Here is a 25052-nt window from a genome sequence, read left to right as displayed (position 1 = left end):
TTGAAGCACTTTTGCTTCAAGGCTTTTTACTAAAATAAATCTTCTTGTAAACCAATAGCGGAAATTTGTTCATTTCTAAATTTTACAGCTAACATATGCTCTTCTTCCCACGTACATTCAAAAAACAAACCAAGTTCTCTTGTATCATGAGGTGCTTCAGGAACAAAGATTTGAATACACTCAACTAAAAAACCGATGTCTTTTCGCTTTTTTACATTCGGAACTAATAAGTCTACCACGTCTTTTTCAACTTGAGTTCTGTATTCATCTCGCACCTGTTGATAATAATCAAAAAGAGCTTTTTCCGTCCTCTTTAACAATAATTCACCTTGAAGCCAAAATGCTTGAAAGGCCTCTTCTTGTCGTTTTTGAAATGGCTTCTCTTTATCTCCATCAATTGTCAGCAACACTTGTTGTTTTTGTCCAAAGAAAGTGACCTGTTTTTCTCCAACCCAGGCCGAGTCATATAACAAAGATCCAAAAAGTGGATGATGTACTCGTAATGTTTGATTCATTGCATACCTGACCCTCTCAAAAAGTGGATTTCTGCTTGCATTGGCGTATAATAAATGGTGCTTGAAACAAACTTCTAAACTTATTCTATGTTACCATATTTTTTACAGAAAGGAGTGCCACAATGTGTGAATACAATTAAATCTTTGTACCCTTACTTAAAACCTTACAAATGGCTCGCGCTGTTTGCCCCGCTATTGATGGTAATTGAAGTGTTAGCTGACCTTCTTCAGCCTACTATTATGCAGCATATCATTGATTATGGCATTGCAAACAACAATCAAACATATGTTATCACCCGAAGTATCCTTATGCTCATGTTAGCACTCATTGGTTTAGCTGCCGGTATCGTCTGCGCCATCCTTAGCACAAAAGCGGCAGTAAATTTTTCTACCGATATTCGGAAATCGCTTTTTGAAAAGATTGAAAACCTCTCAAACAGCAACAGAGACAAACTAGGGACTGGTCACTTAATTACCGTCATCACAAATGATGTAACGAGTGTTCAAAACGCATTGAATATGACGCTCAAAGTATTAGTTAGAGGTCCTTTACTTTTTGCAGGAAGTATTGTCATCGTGTTATTAACCGCTCGTTCTTTGTTTCCTATTATCGTCGTGGTCGTCCCTATTTTATTTTTATGCATTTGGTTTGTGATCACGAAAGCTGGAAAACTTTTTAAAAAAGTTCAGCAAAGCGTTGATCGTGTAAACACAAAAGTCCAAGAAAATTTATCAGGGATGCGTGTAGTAAAAGCGTATGTAAGAGAATCGTATGAAATCAATCAGTTTAAAGAAGCAAACAGTTCCTTGACGCGAGCTAATATGAGTGCTGTTCAGCTTATTTCGCTTTTAATGCCCGTTATTTTATTTGTAGTAAATATCGGAATGGTAGCTACTCTATGGCTGGGAGGACTTCAAGTCGAAGCAGGAAAAATTGAAGCAGGTGTGATTTTAGCTTTTATTAATTACTTAACGATTATTTTAAACGGACTTATGTCAAGCAGCATGGTGCTGATGCAAATTACACGCGCATTCCCTTCAGCTGAACGAATCGATTCTGTTTTAAAAACAAAAATAGACATTCCTCCAGCAAACTCTGCTGCTCAAATCAACAGACTTAAAGGTGATCTATCGTTTCAAAACGTTACATACAGCTATAGTAAAAATGGCGAAAACGTATTAAAAGATATTTCGTTTACTGCTAGACACGGGGAAACCATTGGCATTATTGGCTCTACTGGAAGCGGAAAGTCGACGCTTGCAAAACTTATTTCCCGCTTATATGATCCCGATGGCGGCGAAATTTTTGTAGATGGAAAAAATCTTACGGACTATGACGTAAAAGAGCTTCGCTCATCCATTGGGTTTATTCCTCAAAAAGCTACGCTGTTTACCGGTACGATTGATATGAATATTCGAATGGGAAAAGATCATGCTTCTTCCTCAGAAATTGAAGATGCTGCGGATTTTGCATGCGCAACGGAGTTTATTGAAAAACTCCCAGAAAGATATGAGTATCCTTTAACGCGAGGGGCAACCAATTTATCAGGAGGGCAAAAGCAGCGTCTTTCAATCGCGCGTGCATTTGTTAGAAAGCCCGCTATCCTGGTCATCGATGATGCAACTTCGGCATTAGACGCTGTCTCAGAAGCACAGGTACTAAAACATTTAAAAGAAGAGTTTGCTGATGCGACCGTTATCATCATTGCTTCTAAAATTTCGTCTCTTCTCCACGCTGATCATATTATCGTCATGGATGAAGGCAAAATTGCTGAACAAGGGACTCATGAAGAATTGCTTCGTTATCGCTCTCTTTATTACGACATTTATCTTGCACAAGGCGGAAAAGAGGTGTTGCCTAGTGAATAATCAAGGTAAAAATCAAATGAGCTCTATTCGCGGCCCTAGAGGAATGATGAAAGGCCCTGTAGTTAAGCCAAAGAATGCGAAAAAAACACTGTACAGAATCTGGTCATATATGGGGAAACGAAAACCTCCGCTTGCGGCTGCGATAATCTTAGTTATTGTGACTTCCCTGCTTAATTTATTAGGCCCTTATTTAATTGGGGTTATTATTGATGAGCATATTATTCCTAAAGATATCAGCGGGACTATACGAATGTCCCTTATTCTTGCAGGAATTTATATCACGACATCTTTATTAACATGGCTGCAAACCTATTTAATGGTGAACGTTTCGTTTACGACTATTGGAATGCTCCGCCAAGATTTATTTGCAAAGCTTCAGACTCTCTCCCTTCGCTTTTTTGACAAACGAGCTCACGGAGAGTTAATGAGCAGAGTCACAAATGATATTGATAATCTAAACAACGCTCTGAGTCAAAGCGTTATTCAGGCTCTGTCCTCTATTTTGTCTTTAGTGGGCATTACCATTGCGATGTTCTCGCTCAACTGGATTCTTGCCATTATCACGCTGATTGTTATTCCATTGATGGTTATAATCGTTCGACAAATATTAAAACGAAGCAGTGAAAATTTTGTCAAACGCCAAAAAGATTTAGGTGAGCTAAACGGCTTTGTAGAAGAAGCAATCTCTGGAGGAGAAGTTGTTACGCTTTTTAGTAAGGAAAAAGACTTTTTAACTGTTTTTAATGAACGAAATGAACAGCTGAGAAGTTCAGCAACAAAAGCGGAAACATTTTCAGGCTTTTTAGGTCCTGTCACAAACTTTATTAACAACTTAGGCTTAGCACTAGTGATTGGAGCGGGAGCATTTATGGCTGTTCAAGGTAGCGTTACAGTTGGGATGATCGCTTCATTTGTTAACTACTCACGTCAGTTCTCTCGCCCAATCAGTCAAATGGCAAACTTAGTAAACACCATTCTTTCGGCTATTGCCGGCGCAGAGCGCGTGTTTGCGATTATGGATGAGCAGCCGGACGTCACAAACAAACCAAACGCTCTTTCTGTTACAAAATTTGCAGGAGACGTTGCTTTTGAGAACGTATCATTTGGCTATAACGATGAAAAAATGATTTTAAAAGATGTTACACTGACAGCAAAAAAAGGTGAAATGGTTGCTTTGGTCGGTCCGACAGGTTCTGGTAAAACAACAATCATTAACTTGCTCACACGATTTTATGACATCTCAAACGGAGACATTAAAATTGACGGACGTTCCATCAGTGACTATAACATCCATGATTTACGAAACCGAATCGGCATTGTTCTTCAAGATACCTATTTATTTTCCGGTACGATTGCGGATAATATTCGATTTGGCCGGTTAGATGCCAGCGACGAAGAAGTTAAAAGCGCCGCAAAGATGGCCAATGCTCATTCGTTTATCAAGCATCTGCCGCAGCAATACAATACCGTGATTTCAGCTGGCGGAGGAAATTTAAGTGAAGGTCAAAAGCAGCTTTTATCGATTGCTCGAGCCATGCTTTCTGACTGTGATATTTTAATTTTAGACGAAGCTACTTCCAACATTGATACAAAAACAGAAATTGATATTCAAAGAGGAATGAGTAATCTATTAAAAGGAAAAACAAGCTTTGTGATTGCCCACCGCCTTAAAACGATTGAAAATGCAGATCAAATCCTTGTCTTAAAAGACGGACAAATTATTGAAGAAGGAAATCATCGCGAGCTGCTAGAAAAACAAGGGTTTTATCACAAGCTCTATACGCAGCAGTTTACGATTTAAAAGAGTAAAATAAAAAGTATGTTAGTTTAAGGAAGGTCCGAACGAGTAATTGTTCGGACCTTTTCATTGTGTTGGTAAACGTAGGGTTCATCCAGTTAGTTGCTTCTAGCTGTTGATTGGAGAGCAAGGCGAAGACTCCTGCGGGAACAGCGGAACAGATGAGACCCCGCAGGAGCGCAAGCAACGAGGAGGCTCATCGGCCGCCCGCGGAAAGCGAAGCCTTGCACGGAAATCAACAGCGGTGTAATAAATGGTCGATACGAGTTCCTTTATTCCATTTATTTGTCTTTAGATTGAATTGATGTAGTTATGTCTCAATCTCTTTTTCGTTCTATCATTTATCTATTACAGCTACAATTTTCCCTTTTACTCGACGAGTCGCCAGTTCATCTAATGCTGCTGGCACTTCTTCTAGTGAAATGACTTTTTCCACGAGTGCATTTAGCTTATTTTCTTGTAAAAGCAAAAGCATTCTATTTCCCATCTCAGCAAGCTTCCGCTGTTCTTTTACGTTATTAGACTGATGTACACTTCCTAATGCAATTTGATGAAACGATAGTGGGTGCACAAACGAAATCGCATCGTTTACATTAGGCGGTCCTGCGATGAATGCAATTTGACCATTAAAAGCAAGAGCCTTTACCGACTCGTCTGCATTGTCTCGTCCAACGGTATCCAAGACTAAATCTACACCGATTCCATCGGTAAGCTCCAACACTTTTTTCACAAAGTCTTCTTTACGGTAGTCGATTACATAATCAGCACCTAAACTTTTTACAAACTCATGATTGGCAGAAGATGCGGTTGTGAGCACTGTAAGGCCTGCATTTTTGGCAAGCTGAATGGCAAACCCTCCAACCCCTCCAGCACCTGCGTGAATTAAAATCGTTTGGCCTTTTGAAGCGTTCATTTTGTGAAACAATGCTTGATATGCTGTATATCCCGCACATGGAATAGCCGCAGCGTCTTCGAATGAAACTCCTTGCGGAATAAGAGAAACTGTGTGGGCTGTTGTCACTCCGTATTGTGCAAACCCGCCTTTTTTTGATAAATCGCTATGATATACAACGCGGTCTCCGACTTTGACAGTTGTGACTTCTTCTCCCACTTCCTCGACAACGCCAGCTGAATCAAGTCCTAATACGTGAGGATATGTCCAACTAGGATTACCGCCTTTTCCTGTTTTATAATCTACAGGGTTCAGGGCAGTAGCTTTAATTTTAACTAAAATTTCACCTTTAGCTGGATGCGGCTTTTGGATATTTCCGACTTTCATCTCACTTACTTTCCCTTTGCCTTCTAGCAGTAAAGCTTTCATCAAGATCTCCCCTTTTACATTTCTTCCTTCAATTAAAAGTTCTTTTTCAGTATAATAAATACATGTTGTTTACAAAAGACGGCACTTTCATGTAACCAGGTACCTTCCCGGTAACCTAGGTCTATGGATATTAAATTATTATATCCATATTTCATATCTGTTTATGAATGGAGGATTAACGGTGAAAGCACCCCACTATAATGTACCTGTTGAAGCAACGCTTGAAGTAATCGGCGGGAAATGGAAAGTCGTTATTTTATGCCTATTAAAAGAAGGCGAAAAACGTTTTAGTGAACTTCAGCGAGCTATGCCTGCTATTACCAAAAAAATGCTGTCCCAACAGCTAAAAGAATTAGAAAAAGACGGTGTGGTTAATAGAAAGGTATACAATGAAGTTCCTCCTAAAGTAGAGTACTCACTCAGTGAAGAAGGCGAAACCTTACGAGAAATTTTAAATATGATGTGCGCATGGGGAGATAGAAGAATGGGAAACACCCCAAATTGCAGCTAAGTTCTCCTAGCGGCTCTGTTAAAACAAGCGAATAGCTATTGCCAAGAGCTATTCGTTTTTGTTTTATCTATTCTCCTACTCTTTCTTGCGATTCGTCCCTGTGTAAGAACATCTGACAACACTATAGAATTCTTTCGCATTTTCAGCTATGATGATGTCGAACGATGCAGCCAGAATTGTCGAAATAAAACTCAAGAATGATAGGTGATTCAATGATGCAATTAGGTTTAGATTTATCCCAAAAACAACTATTAAAATTGGCCATGACACCTGAATTACGTCAGTCTATCAACATTTTAAATTATTCTACGGCCGATTTAGTTCATTATCTTCATCAGCAAGTCAATGAAAATCCTGTAATTAAACTGTCTGCTGGCGACTCTCAGCAAAAAGATTCATTTGATACTCGAGAACAGCGTTCATATTCAAAAGGTTATACCGACCACGAGTATAATCCGTTTAATTATATATCTGATCAAACTGTGACATTAGAGAGTCATTTATTAGAGCAGGTGTCTATGCTAAATCATTTACACTCACACCAAAAACACATCGTTCAATTTCTAATTGGAAACTTAAATAAAAACGGCTTTTTAGCAATTGAGCCAAAACTGGCAGCCGAACTGTTGAATGTTTCAATTAACGAAGTCAACGATATGATTCACGTTTTACAAAGCTTTGATCCGATTGGCGTGGGCGCTCAAAATTTTGTCGATTCACTGCTTATTCAAATTAAGGCCAAAACGTCAAAGCCTCCTCTTTTATACGACGTGGTAAAACACGATATTGAAGATATTGCTAACAAAAAATATCGGAACATTTCAAAAAAATACTCTATTTCGATGCGTGAAGTACAAGAAATTGTTGACTGCTTGCGGACATTAAATCCTCGTCCAGCAGGAGATTTCCACGTCCCGCTTACGAAGTACATCTCGCCTGATGTAACGGTACAAAAAGTTGACGGCCGCTATCATGTTATTCTTCATAGCGAGCTGCTTCCGCCCATCGAAATTAACGGTACCTATCAAAAGCTGGTTCATCGCTCTGCATGCGTAACAACCGATCGATACGTACAGGAAAAAATTCATGAAGCTACTTGGCTAATCAATAGTATTGAGCAGCGTAATGCGACGATTTACAACGTGTCCAAAGCCATTGTGGAACATCAGCAAGATTTTTTTGAAATGGGTATTTCGGGGCTAAAGCCGCTTACCTTAAAAGATATTGCTCAAAAAGTAGACTGTCACGAATCAACGGTAAGCCGTGCGACTAACGGAAAGTATATTCAAACGCCACGCGGGCTGTTTGAGTTAAAATACTTTTTCACCAATTCTTTAGAGCGAACTGATGGCGAACAAAGCAATTCTACTGCCTTTATAAAAGAAAAAATTAAAACATTAATTGCCGAAGAAAATAAATTAAAACCTCTTTCAGATCAAAAGCTCATGTCTCTTCTTTCCAGCGAAGGAATTCAAATTTCAAGAAGAACAGTAGCTAAATACCGTGAAGAAGCAGGAATTGAAAGTTCTTCTAAGCGGCGACGATTTTAATATTGCTTATTCTAAATTACAGCTTTATCACTACTAAAAAGAACCCGTTGATTTTACTCAACGGGTTCTTTTTATCGGTTTCCAATAAATAAAAGCCATATGATATTGATACGTATATTCATATCTGCCATTTATTTTCTTTACATGCTGTAAAATAATCTTCTCCGTTTCTAACTTGTCAATATCTTTAGAAAGCACCTTTGTCGAGTTCTTCTTGATGAGATTTTCGTACGTCTCATAGGTTACCGTTTTGGTTATAGGAACCAGCTTACAATCTGCGTAAATACCCAGTTCATATAAAATATTTAGTAAGTCAATATATTCCTTACGGCGCCATTTAATCTCGTACCCAAGTTTTCTATGTAACTCTACGTAATGAGGCTTTTCTGGACCCGTTGACATGCCGATAACCGCCAAACGATTAGCCGAATCATTCATATTTAAGAGACCATCGACAATATTATGCATACGGTAAAAACAGTTTATTCCTACTACGGCATCATAGCTATCTGTTAGACGCTCATACTCCCATTTACCTTCTATAAACTTTAGATTAGAGCGGGCATCTGATTGCGTTTGTAAGTAGCGAATAATGCTTGGCGAACAATCCATACACGTAAGTTCTTTTACATAATCAGCAATCGAAAACGTATAATTCCCCCAGCCAGGGCCAATTTCCATAACAGAGTCATTTGGATTCAAAAAAGCAAGAAGTTCTTGTTGAAGCTGTTTTACTACAGGGTCATTTACTGAATTAAAAGACATTTTCTCTAAATACTGCTGCCAAAATTCATCTTCAGCTCGGTCGTTTATCATCCGTTCCGATATTGAACCGTCCCATTCCTTCAGCCCTTCCTGCCACTTTTTTACACGATCACTTTCATATACCGAAAATTTTGTAAGCTGCATGCATTCACGTTCCCCTCTTTTATACGTAAACCTATACTATCATAAAGAAAAAGAGAGTTCCTTTTTAAACTGGAACTCTCTTTTTATATTAGTTAAATTATGCTGCTGCCTCTTCTTCTGTGTGATGCTTCTCTTTTCTGGCATTGATATAAAACATTATCAATGAAAGAGTGATGAAGATTGCTGCAAAGATTCCAAGTACGCCAGCCTGATGCCATACATAGCCGAAATCATCACCAATTGAAATGATTTCACGGAAACCGCGAATTGCATAGGTCATAGGCAAGTACGGATTAATTGCCTGGAAGAATTCCGGCACAAGTGCTTTAGGGAATGTACCTGCACTGCCGCCAATTTGAAGCAGCAGAATAATGAAGGCTAAATACTGCCCTACTTTCCCTAACCCTGTTGTTAAGAACAAGATAAGTGTAAAGAACGTCACACCTGTAATCATGGTAAAGATATAGAAGTGCCAAATGCTTGTTACGTTTAAATGCAAGCCCCATAGAAGAGCTGTAACAGCAATCGCTGCCTGCAGCATACCTACAATAGTGATGACACTAAACTTACTTAAGAACCACGAAATGCCTGATGTCGGTCGAATTGATGGCTCTTTCATTGGATATACCGCTGAAAACATTAATGTTCCCGCAAACAAGCCAATACATAAGATGTATGGAGCTAATCCGACACCGTACTTATCTACGTTGTTTTGTTTATCTGATTTTAAATCCGTTGGATTTGAAAACATGCTATATGTTTTATCATCCGCTTTAACATCTTTTGCATCTTTTGCACCATCTGCTAAAGATGAATGAAGCTCGCTCGTTCCATCTGATAATTTAGATGAACCATCATATAGTTTGGACGAACCATTTGTTAACTCTTTAGAACCATTTGCTAACTTGGTTGCCCCGTTTTCTAGCTGTGTTAAACCATTTGCTAGCGCTGCGCTTCCTTGTTCAGACTTCTTAAGCCCATCCACAATTTGCTGCTGCCCGTCAGCAAGCTTTCCAGCTCCTGTATGAGCGTCAGCAATACCGCTGTTTAGCTCTGCAAATTTGCTGTTGAACTGCTTTTCTCCGTCTGCTAGTTTAACAGCACCGTTGTATAATTGAGTTTGGGCATTATATAATTTTGTTTGGCCATTGTACAGCTGACTTTGTCCATCAGCAATTTTATTAATAGCGCTTTGAATATCTTCTCCGCCTTTAGACAGCTTTTGAAGAGCCGCAGATAACTCTTGCACTTTATCTACTTTTGCTTTTAACTGCTCTGCTTTTTGCTGCTGTTCATCCATAAACTGCTGCGACGTGAGTTTTTTAATTCCTGCAATCAGCGTTTGTTTTTGCTCATCAGGAATGGACTCGTTGCTGTTAATGCTGTCAATGAGGGCTTGCTGCTGCTGTTCAAACTCTGATTTTTTTGAATCGACCTGCTGTTTAATCTGCGTAATTTCCTGTTCCGCTTGATTAATTTGCTGCGTAACACTGCTCACTTCAGCGTCCACTTGATTTAAGCCGCTTGTAAACTGCGGTAATTTCCCTTGAAGTGTCTTTGTTCCTTCATTGAGCTGTTGTGTCGCACCTTGCAGTTTTGCAGTTCCGTCTTGTAGTTGTCCTAATCCATTGCTAAGCTTTCCTGCACCTGTTTCAAGTTCTTTAGAAGCCGCATAAAGCTGTCCGCTCCCACTTTCTAACTTTCCTAAACCGCTGTTTAGGCTGCCTAAGTTTTCATTAATTGTGTCCGCACCGTTTAGTAGCTTAGCTGCACCAGCATTTAAATCTGTTGCTCCTTTTCGTGCATCCGTTAACCCGTTTGCTAATTTAGCTGTACCGTCTTCGAATGTAACGGTGCTGTCTGCTAATTTCTTCATGTTATCTCGCAGGGTTTTTGAGCCGTTTTCGAGCTCTCCTGCACCGTCACTTGCTTTTTGAAGACCGTCCGCTACTTGCTTAAAGCTGTCAAATACCGTTTCAGCATACTGCTTTGTGACCGCTTCTTTAATCTGATCATTGATTTTAGCCACTGCATTTGAGCTAATTTGAGCGCCTGAATAGTTCTTTCCGGCATTTGTATGATAGATAAATTTCATTTTTTTAGGATCTTTATCCATTAATGTTGTTGCATTTTTGGAGAAATTCTTTGGAATTTCTAAAACTAAATAGTAGTCCTCATTTTTTAAGCCTTCTAACGCTTTTTCTTTGTTCGTAAATTTCCAGTCAAATTTATCGTTTTTCTTTAAATCATCAACAAAATCACGACCGACATTCAATTTCTTTCCATCTAACGTAGCACCTTTATCTTCATTTACCACTGCAACTGGAATTTGATCTGTTTTTCCATATGGATCCCAGTAAGCAGATAAAAAGATGACATTATAAAGTAATGGAACAAATAACAATCCGCAAATCACAACAATAGTCATTGGTTTGGAAAAGATTTTTTTCCATTCTCCTTTAATCATATTCATGTTTTTTAGCCTCCAATAATCCTTACTTCCGCCTGACTGTTTGACCGAAAAACATTTTCGGTCATTAAGTTCTGATTAATGTTACCATATTCACAAGAATAAGGTCAATCGTTATTCTGTAATTAAAAGCTGATTTTAGCAGAAAGTTTAAAATCAGCTTTTTTAAGATAACGTTCATGCTACAGGCTTAAATCATTAACTTCATCCGCATCGTTTTTAACAAATGCCCTTCAAATTCATCATCAAATTCACCCACGAGCTGGAAACCTTTTGATTGATAAAAAGCACGGCCTATTCCGTTTTCCCTTTCTACGTTAATGTAAACGATTTTTAATTCCTTCGAGCGCTTCATTCCTTTTTCTAACAATTGCGAACCGATTCCTTTTCCTTGATAAGCAGGCAGTATATAGATAGATCCTAGTTCTATTTCCCCTCTGTTTTGTAGTCGGAAAAAGTTAGCGTACCCTACGATTTTCTCATCAATAGTTGCTACATAAATGAACGAATTGTGCAGGCGCCACAGCAGCCTTTTATTGGAGTATGCTTCTGAAAGAAACCGATTCTGAACGCTTCTAGGAATAATTCCTTCATATGTATCATACCAGCTCATCTTTGCGACGTATTGAACAGACGTAATATCTTCTTTTCTCATTTTGCGAATGATTACCTCCACTCACATCCCTCCTGACAATTTGCTGCTAAAATCGTACATAATTTCACCTGAAAAATATAGTTATAAATATATATTTTTAATTGTAACGCTCTAGAAGCATTGATTGATTTTAGAACCTTATGTATAATCGAGATAGATACAAATTGAAAATGATTATCATTAACAGGAGTGCTGAATGATGAATTTAACTACCGTGAGTATTGGCGACAAAGTAAAAGTTAAAAACATTGAATTTTTAGATAGATCATTAGAACGCCGCCTTCTTTCTTTTGGAGTAAAAAAAGGCTGCGAACTATGCATGAAGCAAAAAACCATCTTAGGAGGACCTTGTATTATTGAATGTCAAGGTCAAATGATTAGCATCCGAAAACGCGATGCGGCTAAAATTGAGGTTGAGACAGCATGAGTACAATTGCACTTTTAGGAAATCCAAACACAGGAAAAACTTCTTTATTCAATATATTAACAGATTCCTATGAATACGTAGGAAACTGGAGCGGTGTAACCGTTGAAAAGAAAGTTGGGTCTATTAAAAAGCAAAACAGCCAGCTGGTTGATTTGCCGGGTGTGTATGATTTTACTCCTCTTTCTTCAGATGAAGCAGTGGTAACTAACTTTTTGTTAACCGGAGAATTTAACAGTATGCTGAATATTGTAGACGCTTCTCAGTTTGAAAGAAGCATGCATCTCACTATTCAAGCATTGGAATATGGAAAGCCATTAGTAATCGGCTTAAATATGATTGATGTAGCGGAAAAACGCGGATTGACTTTTCATTTGGAGAAGCTTAGCAAATCATTACATATTCCGGTTTCTGCAATTATTGCCCGCAATGGAAAAGGAATTAATGAGCTTCTCTCCACTTTGAAGCAAGATTTAAAAGCCCCGTTATTTCAACTAAATTACGGGGAAACCGCTGAACACGCAATTCATATGATTCAAACAAAAGCGGATGTCAGCAGATGGATTGCCATTCAATTTTTAGCTGAAAATAGCGTAATTGAATCAACATTAAAAGAAAAAACGAGTTACTCAGAGCTGCTTGAGCTTCGAAAAGCAGCTGCACAAAAATTAACCAAGCCGCTTAGCGAGCATTTCTTCGACGTGCGTACAGCATTTATCGAGCGCATTTCCAGCGAGTGTATCGTAAAGGGCAGTGAAACACCTCTAACCTTCACAGATCGAATCGATCGAATTGTGACGCATAAGTGGCTTGGTCTCCCTATTTTTCTTGGCTTAATGTATTTGATTTTTAATATTACGTTTACTTGGATTGGCGTTCCTCTTTCTGATAAACTGGACGGTTTTTTTGGCGGAACGCTTAGTAAAGGCGCTGATTCTCTTCTAAATGCAGCTGGTGCTGCTCCATTTATTCATAATTTAATTGTGGACGGCATCATCGCAGGCGTAGGCGGCGTACTAGTATTTGTACCACAAATCTTTGTCCTGTTCTTTTTCATTTCACTGCTTGAAGATTCAGGATACATGGCTCGAATTGCTGTAGTAATGGATCGTATCATGGAATTTTTCGGTTTGAACGGAAAAGCATTTATTCCGATGATTATTAGCTTTGGATGTAACGTACCGGGGATCATGGCCGCGCGTACAATTGAACAGCGAAAAGAGCGCCTTATGACCATTTTAGTAAATCCATTTATGAGCTGCTCAGCACGCCTTCCTGTATACGCTTTGTTTGTAGGTGCGTTTTTTGTGCAAAACGGAGCAGCTGTGGTGTTTTCTATGTACTTGCTTGGCATTATTTTAGCACTTGTTGTAACGAAAATTTTATCAGTAACGCTTCTTAAAGACGAACAATCAACTTTTATTGTCGAACTTCCTCCTTACCGCGTACCTCAAGCCAAGACTCTTTGGAGAAGCACGTGGGAAAAAGGCCGAAATTTCGTCCGAAAAGCAGGTACGGTTATTTTAGCTGGCTCTGTATTTATCTGGCTATCATCTTACGCTGGCCCTGGCGGTTTTGGAGTAGATATGGAAAATAGCTTTATGGCTATTATTGGAGGTGCTATCGCTCCTCTATTTATCCCTTTAGGTTTTGCGACATGGCAAGCTGTAGCATCACTGATTACAGGCTTCCTAGCAAAAGAAGTGGTTGTTTCAACTATGAGCATCATTTATAAAGTACAAGAAGGACAGCTTGGCGACACAATGAAGACATTCTTTACACCGCTAACAGCCTATACGTTTATGGTGTTTGTTCTTCTTTATGTTCCGTGTCTAGCAACCGTCGCTGTTATTCGACGAGAAACCGGCTCATTGAAATGGACAGCATTTGCTGTGGCCTACCCTTTGGTTGTCGCTTATCTCGTAGCTTTGCTTGTACACACTATTGGAAAAGTACTTGGTTTTTCTTAAAAGGAGTGAATAATATTGATTATTAACATTTTAATTGGGGTTTTGATATTTGGATATGCCCTTTATCATATGACAAAATTCTTCCGCAAGAGTACTCAGGGAAAATGTGCAAGCTGCGCACAGCAATCTTCTTGTACAACGGATGATTGCGGTATTGACTGGGATAAAACGATTCAAGAGGCTCAAAATCAATCATCTTAATACATTAAAAAAGCATCCTGATAGATGGGATGCTTTTTTAATGTTACGCAACTAGTTTTAAAATGAGATGAGAAAGGACTTCCTTTTCCTCTTCACTGCTGACTTTCCATAACTCATGAAGGACTTTTTCTTCTCGGTTTCGAGGCTCCTCATTTTTGGCTAAATAGCTAGCCACTTTTTTTGTAGCAGCCGTTAATTGTTCCTCGCTTAACCCGAGCTTTTTACCGACATGAACTTTTTGACTCAAATAATCAGTAAACGTATCAAAGTTCTGCAAAATTGCTTCTTTTTTCTCCGTCCCTAAATTATCTGCCGTTTCTTCAATTTTATTCATGTCTTTTGTAGTTCCTTCATTCATTTGACTCACAGTTAACATCTCCTTTTTAGTGAATAGACTGGTATGTTCTTTCACGCTCAGCTTCTGGTTTTTCGTCTGGTGTCATTTTTTCTTTACTTATTTCAGAAGTTGCATCTTTCACTTTTTCACCAATTTGCTGTAAATCACTTTTAGCATCTTCTACCGTCGATTTTGCATCATGCGTAACGCTTTTCACATCTTCTGCTTGCTTAAAGAAATCTTCATTTACACGCTCGTACAAATGTTTAGCATCATTAATTGCATCTTTTAAAAGATTCGATGCGTTTTTCATTTGTTGCACCATTTTTTCTTTTGTTTCTTGAGGGTTCTCTTTTACTTGATTAATCATGTTTGCAGAAGAGTCCTTTAATGTAACGGCTCTTCTTTTAACAGATGAGCGAGTTTTATTATCAAGCAATGTTATACATCCACCCACAACTGCCCCGACAACAACACCTTTTACTAGCTTGCTGCTGCAGCTTTTTCCAGCGCTAACAGCAGTAGTGCTATTAGCTGTCTGTGGATTGTTATTGATTCCTACGTCGTTATTAATGCCTGCGCTGTTGCTTAAAGCAGGGTTTTGTAATTCAGATCGGCTTCTTTCCATTTTTACTGCCTCCTTTAGCATTGTTATTGAGTGATTTCCCATCTTTTTTTATATTTAAACAATTGAATTCCTTAAAAATAAAAAACATGACTAAAGGCCACCTTTTACACCTCACTAGTCAAGAATAACTATATAGTAAGAAAAGCTGAGCTTTTTAATGGGAAGATACAAGCCGGATTTTTGTAAAAGGATTGTCAGCACCGGTATAATAAGTAGTACTTTAAATTTTATACTATTGGTCATAGGGGTGAAGCAATTGAGCCAGCTTAATAAGGAATTTAACTGTGAAAAAGAATTAACGCTTGCTATTATCGGTGGAAAATGGAAGATGCTGATACTATGGCACTTAGGACGTGAAGGAACAAAACGGTTCGGGGAACTAAAATCGCTTATTCCTGATATTACGCCGCGCATGCTGGTTAACCAGCTGCGGGAACTGGAAGAAGATCTAATTGTTAACCGTAAAGTTTATCCTGTCGTACCACCTAAAGTCGAATACTCACTTACAAAAGAAGGAGAAAGTTTAATGCCTATTTTGACAGCCATGTACGATTGGGGTAAAAATTACCGTGATACAGTGCTGATCAATCAAGAACAAAAGGCAGAAACGTTAATTAAATAATGGAAACTAATCCTTCTATTCCATAGTTTTTATTTTTTTATGCGGATGATATTAATCAATATCATCCGCATTTTCAATGAAAATTAAGCGGTTACAAGACTGATATGTCCATTAGTATACTTCTGTATACTATCATTCCCCACACTATTTGTGGGAAAAGTGCGTACTTTTAAGAACCTCAAACTGCGGGTACAATAACTACACCAGCTGCTTTTTATGTAAAAAAGCACAAAAGGTATCTATAGATTTCTATAAGGAGTGGAGTGGAGTAGAATGGAATTACAATTAGCATTAGATCTTGTTAATATTTCTCAAGCAAAAGAGGTAGTAAAAGAAGTTGAAGAACATATTGATATCGTGGAAATCGGTACGCCCGTTGTAATTAATGAAGGGCTTCGCGCCGTTAAAGAAATTAAAGAAGCATTTCCTAATTTAAAAGTATTAGCTGACCTAAAAATCATGGATGCAGCTGGTTATGAAGTACAGCAAGCTTCTCAAGCTGGAGCAGACATCATTACCATCTTAGGTGTGGCTGAAGATATGTCAATCAAAGGTGCAGTTGAAGAAGCCAAAAAACAAGGTAAAAAAATTCTAGTCGATATGATTGGTGTAAAAGATATTAAAGGACGCGCAAAAGAGCTAGACGAATTTGGCGTTGACTATATCTGTGTACACACAGGATACGATCTTCAAGCAGTTGGCCAAAACTCTTTTGAAGATTTAGTAACAATCAAAAGCGTTGTAAAAAATGCAAAAACAGCCGTTGCTGGCGGTATTAAATTAGAATCTTTACCTGAAGTAGTAAAAGCACAGCCTGATCTTGTTATCGTTGGCGGAGGAATCACGAGCCAAGACGATAAAAAATCAGTTGCTTCTCAAATGAAAGAGCTTATTACAAATTAAGGAGCTTTCTATGCAGACGAGCGAACAGCAGACGAGCGAACATTTAAAAACGGTTATGAATGAGCTTTTACAAACAACAGCTCTAATCGCTGACGATGAAGCTGAACAGCTTGTAAATGGCATCATCTCATCTAAAAAAGTGTTTGTCACAGGAGCAGGCCGTTCAGGCCTTATGGGCAAGTCGTTTGCTATGCGTATGATGCATATGGGCATTGATGCTTATGTCATTGGAGAAACCGTGACGTCCACTTTCACGCAGGATGATTTATTAATCATCGGATCAGGTTCTGGCGAGACGAAGAGCTTGATTCCTATCGCTCAAAAAGCAAAAGAACTTGGGGGAAAAGTTGGAGTAGTCACAATTTCTCCCGACTCCACGCTTGGCAAGCTGGCTGACTTTATCGTGAAGCTGCCCGGTGCTCCGAAGGATCAAGAACAAAGCAGTTATCAAACAGTGCAGCCTATGGCGTCACTGTTTGAACAAACGCTTCTTCTCTTTTACGATGCGCTGATTCTTCGCTTCATGGAGAAGAAGGAACTTGATACCCATACAATGTACGGAAAGCATGCAAATTTAGAATAAAAAAAGGTCTTGCCTAGGCAAGACCTTTTTGTTTTGAAACCTTATACTGAACATGCCGAAATGTTAACTTATCTCACATAGAAACTAAATGTACTTTATCATTATTTACTTTTTTCAAAAGCCCTATTCGAATTTTTGTGCATCTCCATAAAAGGGCTGCTCTGCAACTTTAATCGATTCTGTGGGGCATCCTTCGTACGCTTCCATCATCTCATCTTGCTGATGTTCAGGAACTTCTTTTGTTCCTTCGTTGTTATCTAACACGGCATAAGCAAGACCTTCTGAATCATAATCATAAAGATCTGGTGCGCTCCCTCCACATGCTCCGCAAGCAATACATTTTTCCTTATCTACTATCGTAAAAGCCATAAAAAAACCTCCTTTACCTTTTCACTTTCTCGTTCAGAAAGTTACGTTCAGTATAAGAAGGTTTTTTTAAATTTGTCTTAAATTATTTACTTGGATTCTCCGATATTCTCAAACATTTCATCTACATTTGCCTTTTTCTTAATTAATCCTGACTCTTTTAACCAGTCCACATTTAACTGCCATGATTCTTTCGTTTGACTGCCAAATCCTTGGTCAGACTTCATTTTCGGAAGTAAAATATTTAAACTTTTTGTTTCCACGTCTTTTTCAAGAGGGAAGTTTGATTTATCTTGGTTATCTAATAGAATTTGAAGTGATTCTTTTGGATGCTTCTCTGTGTACTCATACCCTTTTGTCGCAGCACGCCAAAACGCTTTAATCGTATCAGAATCTTTTGCCCACGTTTGATCCCCAGTAACTGCCACTAGCTCATAATAAGATGGTACACCGTAATCCGAAGGATCAATGTCAACCGTTTTGTATCCTTTTTTGTGAAGCAATGGTACTTCGTGATTAATATATGCCCCTATTACAGCATCTACTTTTTTACTTATCAGCGATGAATTCAACTCAAATCCTACGTCTACTAGTTTTACTTTATTCGGATCTCCTCCATCGCTTTTTACCATTTTCTTTAGAACAGACTCGCTTAATGGTGTTCCGCTGTAGCCTACTACTTTTCCTTCTAAATCTTTAGGACGCTTAATACCGCTATCTTTCAGCGCCACAACTCGGTTTAACGGAGATCTTACAATCGCTCCCACCGACTTTACCGGCACATCTTCATTTGCTCGTGCCATTGCTACATCAGGCTGATAATAAAGTCCGAGCGTAACTTTCCCCGCAGCTGCTAAATTAAGCGAGTCTGTTGGATTAGCAGGAAACTGTACTTTTACATTCAGCCCTTCTTTTTTAAAATATCCTTTTTCTTGTGCAGCGTAAATGAAGCTGTGCACTGCATTTGGGTACCAATCAAGCATAATTGTAACGTCTTTTAATTTTTTACTGTCACCAGCTTTATTTTCCTTGTCCTGGCCGCAAGCAGCGAGCATCAAAACAAGCATCAGGCTTAACCCAATCGCAAACCATTTTTTCATTCTGTTTTCCTCCACTTTAATGAACGTTTTTCGAAACCTACTACAATAATAAAGAATAAAATACCAAGCGCGGATAAAATCACAATTGGTGCAAATACACCAGCTGCATCAAACTGTGTCATCATGCGACGACTGAAATATCCTAAGCCTGCTTGTGCACCTAACCATTCCCCAATGGCAGCACCTATTATACTAAAGGTAACCGCTACTTTGAGCCCTGAATAAAAATGAGGCAGTGCAGAAGGAATGTTCAACTTAAAGAAAATATCTTTTTTTGTTGCTCCCATCGTTAGCATGAGTTCTTTTAACTCTTTGTTTGTGGAACGAAGCCCGTCGAATGTGCTAACCGTAATAGGAAAAAAAGTAATTAATACGGTCACAATCACTTTGCTCCAAATGGAGTAGCCAAACCAGAGAACAAATACAGGAGCAATGGCAATGGTCGGGATCATTTGTGACGCAATAATAAGCGGATAGAAAGCACGCTCAATAAGCGGACTCCAATTCATCCACACGGCCAGCAGAACCCCTAGCACAACGGATATAAGCAGCCCAATTACGACAATAGATAACGTAGCTGGTAAATGCTTAAACAATAAATCCATTCGCAAATCCCAAAGCTTTGTTAAAATACCGGTGGGCGTTGGTAAAATAAACGGATAGTTTACAATGCGTGCTCCAATTTCCCAAGCAGCCAGTAAAATGACTACTAATATCACTGAAGCTCCGTACTTTTTCATGTGTTCACCTTCGATCTAAGCTGTTCAATTAAATAATCTTTCACGTCAAGCACACGCTGTTGATTCAAATCTTTTTGCGTTCGAGGTCTGCTAAGCGGCACTTGAATCTCTTCAAGATGACTTACCCGCTTGTCTGAAAAGATAAAAATACGATCTGATAAAAAAAGCGCTTCGTTTACGTCATGAGTGATAAATAAGATGGTGTGTTTACGCTTTTGCCATTGTTCAAGCAGCCATTCCTGCATCGATAGACGCGTAATGGCATCAAGCGCACTGAAAGGCTCATCCAAAAGCAGCACGTTAGAACCGCTTAATACCGTTCGCAGAAAAGAAACACGCTGCTTCATCCCTCCGGATAAATCACTTGGAAAACGGTTTTCATACCCTTTTAACCCAAACTCTTCGAGCAGCTGAGATACTTGCCTATGAGCACTTGCCTTTGACACATTGTGAAGCTCAAGAGGCAGTGCTGCATTGTCTAGAATCGTGCGCCACGGAAGAAGCAAATCTTGCTGCGGCATGTAGCCTACTTTTCCAAGACGTTTTTCGTAAGACTGTCCGTTAATCATGATATCGCCTTCACTCTGCTGTTCAAGACCTGTAATGAGACGAAACAACGTACTTTTTCCAGATCCGCTTGCTCCAACGATACTTACAAACTCGCCTTCTTTCACGTCTAAATTTAATGATTTTAAAATCGCTTGATCACCGTTTTTGTACGTAAAACTTACGTTTTGAAAAGATAACACAGACTTATTCATAAATTGGCCACATCGCTTCGTTATAAGCCATATCCCAGAACATATACTCAAAACGCGTTGTGTTTAAGAAAATTTCTTCGAGCTTTTCTAACTCCGCTTCTGATTTGTCTTCAGTAAGTGAGTCAAATAAGTTGATACACCACGTCGCTAGTTCTCCAAATTCTTCTGAGCTGTACATTTCAATCCACTCACGATAAAACTCATTGTTAGCTCCAGGCTTTTCACTGAGTTCTTTTCCTATTTCCCAGTAGCTCCACATACAAGGCAAAAGAGCCGCCACTAATTCAGCCAATGTTCCGCTTTGACCAACGTGCAGCATATAGTGTGTGTATGCAAGCGTTGTAGGAGATGGCTGCGCTTTTTCTAATTCTTTTTCGCTGATTTCAAATTTCTTGGCATACTCACGGTGCAGGCTCATTTCTTCGTTTAATGTAGAATCTAAAAGTGCAGCAAATTTCCCCATCGTTTGAACATCGGTAGCTTTCATGGCTCCAATCGCAAATAATTTAGCATAATCAATTAGGTAAAGATAATCTTGAATCATATAAAAGCGAAACTTCTCCTTTTCAAGCGTTCCGTCTCCCATCCCCTCTACAAAGGGATGATTATGATTTTGGCGCCAAATCGGCTGCAGCTTTTCATATAATCGTTCACTAAATTTCATGATGATCACTCCTTATGCGTATGCAGCCACGTATAAATGAACTGCACCATCACTTTTGTATATTGAATAAGCTGATTGATATCTAATTGTTCGTTCACAGCATGTGCATTTGCTAAATTCCCAGGACCGTAAATAGCTGCTGGAATACCCGCATCAGCTAGCCAACCGCCATCTGTTACGCTAGTTGACACATCAATTGGAGGCTTTTTCCCTTCAATTTGTTCGTGAGTATGTGCAAGCAGCTGCACTCCTGCATGACCTTCATCAATTTCTAATGACGGAAAGATTTCTCCTCTGTCTTCAATCATTGATGTGCCTCCCCATTCAAAGGTTGGCAGATTATCTTTTAACCATGGATCTGCTTTTGCAATAGCTAAAATGTATTCTTCCACTTCTTTTGATACTTGGTCGTATGATTCATTAGGATAATAGTGAACGGTGATCCACAGCCTGCATTCATCTGCAATAAACGCAGCATGCCTTCCGCCTTCGATTACTGCTGGGTTAATCGTGTTTGTTCCTGGCAAAAATCCTGGATAGCTCTTTGTAACAGCCCAGTGGCGCTCCAATTCTTGCAGCCCTCCGATCACTTTTGCCATCTTTTCGATAGCGCTCGCAGCTAACAGCCCTCCTCCAGCATGAATCATACTTCGGCGTGTACCGTCATGATAGGTTTTGCTGCTTTTTATCGTAATCCATCCTGTGATTACTCCGCCTTGACCTTGAATATGTAAATCACTCGTATCGGCTACAAGCGCAAAGTCAGCTGTATATCCTTTCTGACAGCATTGCAGCGTACCTGCTTCTCCCACTTCTTCTCCTACAACGGATTCAAAAATCAAGTCTCCCGGCAGTTCAATTCCTGCTTCCGTTAAAAGCTGCACTGCAAATAATGCTCCTGCCAAGCCGCCTTTCATATCAGCAACTCCGCGTCCGATTATCATATTGTCTTTTACCACAGCTTCAAACGGATTTGTCTCCCACTTTTCATTTTCTTGTACCTCAGCAACATCCATATGCCCGTTAATAATCAAGCTTTGATAGTCAGCTGATTTTTTCCCTTTTAACGTACCTACTACGATGGGATCGTTGGAATATAAGTCCCACATATCGATGGAAAAACCGCAGTTTTTAAGGAAATCCGCTACGTATAGCTGCGCTTCATGAGAATTTCGTGCAGGAGGCGCCGGCGTTTTATATGAAACAAGCGTTGTTAATAACTGGATTAGCTCCCCTTTGCGCTCCTCTACCTGTTTGACAAGCAAATCAATTGTTTCTTCCATGTATGACACCTTCCTTTATGCATAAAAAAACACTTCTTTCGCAGGAAAGAAGTGTTTTTGTTTATATACACAAAATTATTATAACGAGTTCGTAAGGAAATCCCATACAAAACATCCATTACAATACCTCTTTCCTACGCTAGTATTACCTAGTTCAGGTTATAAGGGTTAAGACTTCTCGTCTCTCTCAGCTTCGAAAGCACCCCTAGTGGTGTTGTATCTCTATGAAATTAAACTATTATCATATGTTTACCTTTAATAGTTTTATCATAGTAAAGCGGTTTATTCAATAGAAAGGTTCATGATTCAGCAATGAAAATAGTTTCCTTTTTAGTAAAATAAAAAGCACACACCTTTTTTAAGCAGTGTGTGCTCTTTACTTTTATAAGCTTACTAGTTAGCTATCGGCTTTTTTAAAAATACACGATTTTTCCATTTAGACAGTGACAAGCTCAAGTTTTCGCCCCGGTCTCACTAATGAAAGTAGCTCATGATCTTCCTCTATCACATACCCAATCACGTTAACATTAGCATTTGCAGGCAAATTCGTTTTAGCTATTTGAACCTCTCCTCTGTAGCGTCCGTAGCCATCATTGTCCATTGTAATTGCTCCGATTCTGCGTTCTACTGTACGAAATGGCGGCACTGGTTTTACAGATCGAGTATCAACCAACCGCAGAACGTCTCTTGATACATCCGGACGCACGCTGTACGTTCCCTCTATATGAAGTGAACGAATGCGCAGCGGAATAATGCGGTTTTCTTGATATCGAACTAAACGCTTTAATAAACTTGAACCGGCGTATGGATCTCCAATATAAACCTCCGTTACTCCGCATCCGTATAAATCTACTGCAGAGGTAAAAGGACATCTATTACGGTCTTTTTCTCTAGTAGGAAGACCTTGATAAACAGGGCCTCTTTTTTCGCCTTCTCCAGGAATATAAGCGCAGACTGGGATACGAAGTTCATTAAATAAATCTGTCTGCTGTTGAAAAAACGTTTCTTCAAGTCCTGTTTCAGGCCGCGGATAAAAATTATGCCATGCAAGCAGCTGATGATGATGAAGGCCTGCAGATAACAGCGATTCTATTTCTTCTTTGGATAACGTACTTGCATTAACAGCAATATAAAATTCATTCGCAAGCGAAAGAGTTTCTTTTACACTAAAGCCATCGTCTAGTCTAATACCCGATACGCCAAGTGAAGATAGCGTCATAAGGCTTTCAATACCTAAATGAACCGGCGTATGCTTGGATACGTCTGCATACACGCTTATTCCACAATCTCTAGCCACATGAAGCAATTCTTTTGCCCGTTCAGCCAAATCTCCTTTTTCTTCTGGAATGTGAAGCGAAGTGAATGCGCGTGTAACTCCGCATTCACTCGCTTCTATTAATCTTTTTTTGGCATCACTATCATTTAAATAAAACGAAATACCGATCATTCAAACTCCCTCGCCATTTCATCGTTAAATCCAAAGAAATAGGTACAAATAAACCCTGCTGCATAAGCAATAACTAATCCAAGTAAATAAAGAAGAATTTGATGCGCATGAACTAAAAACGTAAGCGGCAAACCGGATACCCCCACTGCTACAGTTGCAATATGGAAGTGCGCCTGAAACGCTCCTCCGATTCCGGCTCCAAGACAAGCGGTTAAAAATGGGCGCCCTAAAGGAAGTGTGACTCCAAAAATAAGCGGCTCTCCGATTCCCAGCAGACCTGAAGGAAGTGCCCCTCCAATTGCTCGCTTTAAACGTTTTTTCTTTGTTTTGATATAAATAGCAAAAGCTGCACCTACCTGACCGGCTCCGCCCATTGCTAGTATAGGAAGAAGCGGATCATCTCCAATTGAATTAATAAGCTCTAAATGAACAGGAGTAAGACCTTGATGCAGTCCTGTAATAACGAGCGGCAAAAACGTTGCTCCTAAAACAAAGCCTGCTACAACTCCTCCAACCTCTAGAACTCCTAAAAGACCTTTTGTGATTCCATCTGAAATTAAGCCTCCGATTGGCATGAATACTACATACGTAATAATGCCTGTAATTAACACCGTAACGGTTGGTGTAATAATAATATCCAGTGACTGAGGGACAAATTTACGTACTCGTTTTTCTACCACGGCCATAAAGATTGCTGCAAGCAACACGCCTATTAAGCCGCCACGCCCCGGCAAAAGAGCTTCACCAAAAAGTTTAATATCAGCTACGGCAGGATTAATGACTAAAATGCCTGCTAAGCCTCCTAGAGCCGGCGAACCACCAAATTCTTTTGCGGCATTAATACCTACTAAAATACCAAGATAGGCAAATAAACCGCTCCCGATAACGGTTAAAAGAATAGCAATCTGTGAATCTGCCGGAAGCCACTTCGCTTGAACAGCTGCTTTTGTCACTCCGGTGATAAGTCCGGATGCTACAAGAGCAGGTATTAACGGAATAAAAATACTCGCAATTCGGCGAAGCAAGAGCTTAAACGGAGTTGCATTTTTTTCTTTCAGCTCCGATTTCCGCTGAGCCGCACGATTTTCTAAATTAATACCGCCGGATTCATCAATTAACTTTCCAAATTCCTCTGTTACTTTGTTTACTTTTCCAGGACCAATAATGATTTGCAGCGTTTCTTCTTCAACTAATCCGAGCACGCCTTCAAGCTTTCGTATATCTGCCTTTTTTACAATTGAATCATCTTTTACAGTCACCCGCAGCCGAGTCATACAATGCGTATACGCTTCAATATTCGATGCTCCCCCAAGCATCTCCAAAATAACCTTTGCTAATTGATGATTATCTAAAGACATGTTAATCCCCCTTTGTATTTTCCTCTTAGATGGATACGGTACTGAGGAAACAGACCACAAAATCCCC

26 protein-coding genes and 1 riboswitch are annotated in these 25052 nt (G+C 39.3%); of the genes, 11 read left to right on the top strand and 15 right to left on the bottom strand.

Annotated features, from left to right (window positions below; all coding sequences use genetic code 11):
* Positions 1-29: 29 nt before the first annotated feature.
* Positions 30-515 (bottom strand): DUF6985 domain-containing protein, encoded by a 486-nt coding sequence (locus ACFX4N_RS18610; protein WP_013055615.1) that lies wholly within the window; start codon positions 513-515, stop codon positions 30-32.
* A gap of 126 nt (positions 516-641) precedes the next feature.
* Here ACFX4N_RS18610 and ACFX4N_RS18605 point away from each other — a divergent pair, with 126 nt between their 5' ends.
* The 3 genes from ACFX4N_RS18605 to ACFX4N_RS18595 all read left to right on the top strand — a co-directional run bounded on the left by ACFX4N_RS18605 (position 642) and on the right by ACFX4N_RS18595 (position 4432).
* On the top strand, positions 642-2384 hold the full coding sequence (locus ACFX4N_RS18605; protein ID WP_013055614.1) for an ABC transporter ATP-binding protein: 1743 nt from the start codon (positions 642-644) through the stop codon (positions 2382-2384).
* A 16-nt stretch (positions 2385-2400) separates the two neighbouring features.
* Positions 2401-4185, top strand: a complete 1785-nt coding sequence (locus tag ACFX4N_RS18600) for an ABC transporter ATP-binding protein (protein ID WP_035439422.1) — start codon at positions 2401-2403, stop codon at positions 4183-4185.
* 112 nt (positions 4186-4297) lie between these two features.
* Positions 4298-4432, top strand: coding sequence for a hypothetical protein (locus tag ACFX4N_RS18595; RefSeq protein ID WP_013055612.1), 135 nt, complete (start codon positions 4298-4300; stop codon positions 4430-4432).
* A gap of 87 nt (positions 4433-4519) precedes the next feature.
* Here the strand turns inward: ACFX4N_RS18595 and ACFX4N_RS18590 are convergent, their stop codons facing one another.
* Complete coding sequence (locus ACFX4N_RS18590; protein WP_377262018.1) at positions 4520-5503, bottom strand: zinc-binding dehydrogenase; 984 nt, start codon at positions 5501-5503, stop codon at positions 4520-4522.
* 163 nt (positions 5504-5666) lie between these two features.
* Between ACFX4N_RS18590 and ACFX4N_RS18585 the strand changes: the two genes are divergently transcribed.
* Together ACFX4N_RS18585 and rpoN are read left to right on the top strand one after the other, a co-directional pair.
* Positions 5667-6014 (top strand): winged helix-turn-helix transcriptional regulator, encoded by a 348-nt coding sequence (locus tag ACFX4N_RS18585; protein ID WP_034668472.1) that lies wholly within the window; start codon positions 5667-5669, stop codon positions 6012-6014.
* Positions 6015-6229: 215 nt separating this feature from the next.
* Positions 6230-7564 carry an RNA polymerase factor sigma-54 gene (gene rpoN, locus ACFX4N_RS18580; RefSeq protein ID WP_057274385.1) on the top strand — a complete coding sequence of 445 codons (1335 nt, stop codon included), beginning with the start codon at positions 6230-6232 and terminating at the stop codon, positions 7562-7564.
* A 57-nt stretch (positions 7565-7621) separates the two neighbouring features.
* Here the strand turns inward: rpoN and ACFX4N_RS18575 are convergent, their stop codons facing one another.
* The 3 genes from ACFX4N_RS18575 to ACFX4N_RS18565 form a co-directional block, all read right to left on the bottom strand.
* Positions 7622-8473 (bottom strand): class I SAM-dependent methyltransferase, encoded by an 852-nt coding sequence (locus ACFX4N_RS18575; protein WP_057274384.1) that lies wholly within the window; start codon positions 8471-8473, stop codon positions 7622-7624.
* Between the two features lie 97 nt (positions 8474-8570).
* Positions 8571-10946 (bottom strand): YhgE/Pip domain-containing protein, encoded by a 2376-nt coding sequence (locus tag ACFX4N_RS18570; RefSeq protein ID WP_057274383.1) that lies wholly within the window; start codon positions 10944-10946, stop codon positions 8571-8573.
* A 187-nt stretch (positions 10947-11133) separates the two neighbouring features.
* Positions 11134-11619 carry a GNAT family N-acetyltransferase gene (locus ACFX4N_RS18565; protein WP_081252118.1) on the bottom strand — a complete coding sequence of 162 codons (486 nt, stop codon included), beginning with the start codon at positions 11617-11619 and terminating at the stop codon, positions 11134-11136.
* 178 nt (positions 11620-11797) lie between these two features.
* Between ACFX4N_RS18565 and ACFX4N_RS18560 the strand changes: the two genes are divergently transcribed.
* Genes ACFX4N_RS18560 through ACFX4N_RS18550 form a run of 3 tightly spaced genes read left to right on the top strand, consistent with a single transcriptional unit; the run spans position 11798 to position 14193 of the window.
* Positions 11798-12025: a FeoA family protein gene (locus tag ACFX4N_RS18560; protein ID WP_025749730.1), complete on the top strand. Its 228-nt coding sequence runs from the start codon at positions 11798-11800 to the stop codon at positions 12023-12025.
* Positions 12022-13992 (top strand): ferrous iron transport protein B, encoded by a 1971-nt coding sequence (gene feoB, locus ACFX4N_RS18555; RefSeq protein ID WP_192100531.1) that lies wholly within the window; start codon positions 12022-12024, stop codon positions 13990-13992. Before ACFX4N_RS18560 ends, feoB begins: the two co-directional genes overlap by 4 nt.
* Before the next feature lie 15 nt (positions 13993-14007).
* Complete coding sequence (locus ACFX4N_RS18550; protein WP_013055603.1) at positions 14008-14193, top strand: FeoB-associated Cys-rich membrane protein; 186 nt, start codon at positions 14008-14010, stop codon at positions 14191-14193.
* A 43-nt stretch (positions 14194-14236) separates the two neighbouring features.
* Here ACFX4N_RS18550 and ACFX4N_RS18545 read toward each other — a convergent pair whose 3' ends face one another.
* Together ACFX4N_RS18545 and ACFX4N_RS18540 are read right to left on the bottom strand one after the other, a co-directional pair.
* Positions 14237-14560: a DUF3243 domain-containing protein gene (locus tag ACFX4N_RS18545; RefSeq protein WP_013055602.1), complete on the bottom strand. Its 324-nt coding sequence runs from the start codon at positions 14558-14560 to the stop codon at positions 14237-14239.
* Positions 14561-14576: 16 nt separating this feature from the next.
* Positions 14577-15158, bottom strand: a complete 582-nt coding sequence (locus ACFX4N_RS18540) for a hypothetical protein (protein WP_013055601.1) — start codon at positions 15156-15158, stop codon at positions 14577-14579.
* A 256-nt stretch (positions 15159-15414) separates the two neighbouring features.
* On the opposite strand from ACFX4N_RS18540, the gene hxlR reads away from it, so the two are divergent.
* The 3 genes from hxlR (at position 15415) to hxlB (ending at position 17266) form a co-directional block, all read left to right on the top strand.
* Complete coding sequence (gene hxlR / locus ACFX4N_RS18535) at positions 15415-15780, top strand: transcriptional activator HxlR (protein ID WP_013055600.1); 366 nt, start codon at positions 15415-15417, stop codon at positions 15778-15780.
* A 273-nt stretch (positions 15781-16053) separates the two neighbouring features.
* Positions 16054-16683 (top strand): 3-hexulose-6-phosphate synthase, encoded by a 630-nt coding sequence (gene hxlA, locus ACFX4N_RS18530; protein WP_013055599.1) that lies wholly within the window; start codon positions 16054-16056, stop codon positions 16681-16683.
* A gap of 10 nt (positions 16684-16693) precedes the next feature.
* Positions 16694-17266 carry a 6-phospho-3-hexuloisomerase gene (gene hxlB, locus ACFX4N_RS18525; protein ID WP_377262009.1) on the top strand — a complete coding sequence of 191 codons (573 nt, stop codon included), beginning with the start codon at positions 16694-16696 and terminating at the stop codon, positions 17264-17266.
* A 123-nt stretch (positions 17267-17389) separates the two neighbouring features.
* Here the strand turns inward: hxlB and ACFX4N_RS18520 are convergent, their stop codons facing one another.
* The 8 genes from ACFX4N_RS18520 to ACFX4N_RS18485 all read right to left on the bottom strand — a co-directional run bounded on the left by ACFX4N_RS18520 (position 17390) and on the right by ACFX4N_RS18485 (position 24985).
* Positions 17390-17635, bottom strand: a complete 246-nt coding sequence (locus ACFX4N_RS18520; protein WP_192100530.1) for a ferredoxin — start codon at positions 17633-17635, stop codon at positions 17390-17392.
* An 86-nt stretch (positions 17636-17721) separates the two neighbouring features.
* A complete protein-coding gene (locus tag ACFX4N_RS18515; protein ID WP_192100529.1) occupies positions 17722-18732 on the bottom strand; it encodes an ABC transporter substrate-binding protein in 1011 nt (336 codons plus the stop codon).
* Positions 18729-19472, bottom strand: a complete 744-nt coding sequence (locus ACFX4N_RS18510) for an ABC transporter permease (protein ID WP_013055595.1) — start codon at positions 19470-19472, stop codon at positions 18729-18731. Before ACFX4N_RS18510 ends, ACFX4N_RS18515 begins: the two co-directional genes overlap by 4 nt.
* Positions 19469-20233, bottom strand: a complete 765-nt coding sequence (locus tag ACFX4N_RS18505; protein ID WP_192100528.1) for an ABC transporter ATP-binding protein — start codon at positions 20231-20233, stop codon at positions 19469-19471. Before ACFX4N_RS18505 ends, ACFX4N_RS18510 begins: the two co-directional genes overlap by 4 nt.
* A complete protein-coding gene (gene tenA / locus ACFX4N_RS18500; RefSeq protein ID WP_013055593.1) occupies positions 20226-20897 on the bottom strand; it encodes a thiaminase II in 672 nt (223 codons plus the stop codon). Before tenA ends, ACFX4N_RS18505 begins: the two co-directional genes overlap by 8 nt.
* 5 nt (positions 20898-20902) lie before the next feature.
* A complete protein-coding gene (locus ACFX4N_RS18495; protein WP_057274381.1) occupies positions 20903-22180 on the bottom strand; it encodes an acetylornithine deacetylase in 1278 nt (425 codons plus the stop codon).
* Positions 22181-22294: 114 nt separating this feature from the next.
* A riboswitch (TPP riboswitch) is annotated at positions 22295-22397 on the bottom strand.
* Between the two features lie 219 nt (positions 22398-22616).
* Positions 22617-23627, bottom strand: coding sequence for a MupG family TIM beta-alpha barrel fold protein (locus ACFX4N_RS18490; protein WP_057274380.1), 1011 nt, complete (start codon positions 23625-23627; stop codon positions 22617-22619).
* Positions 23624-24985: a PTS transporter subunit EIIC gene (locus ACFX4N_RS18485; protein WP_013055590.1), complete on the bottom strand. Its 1362-nt coding sequence runs from the start codon at positions 24983-24985 to the stop codon at positions 23624-23626. Before ACFX4N_RS18485 ends, ACFX4N_RS18490 begins: the two co-directional genes overlap by 4 nt.
* Positions 24986-25052 lie beyond the last annotated feature (67 nt).

The organism is Priestia sp. YIM B13551, from assembly GCF_042787905.1.
Taxonomy (GTDB): domain Bacteria; phylum Bacillota; class Bacilli; order Bacillales; family Bacillaceae_H; genus Priestia.
This window is presented reverse-complemented; position numbering and strand designations above follow the sequence as displayed.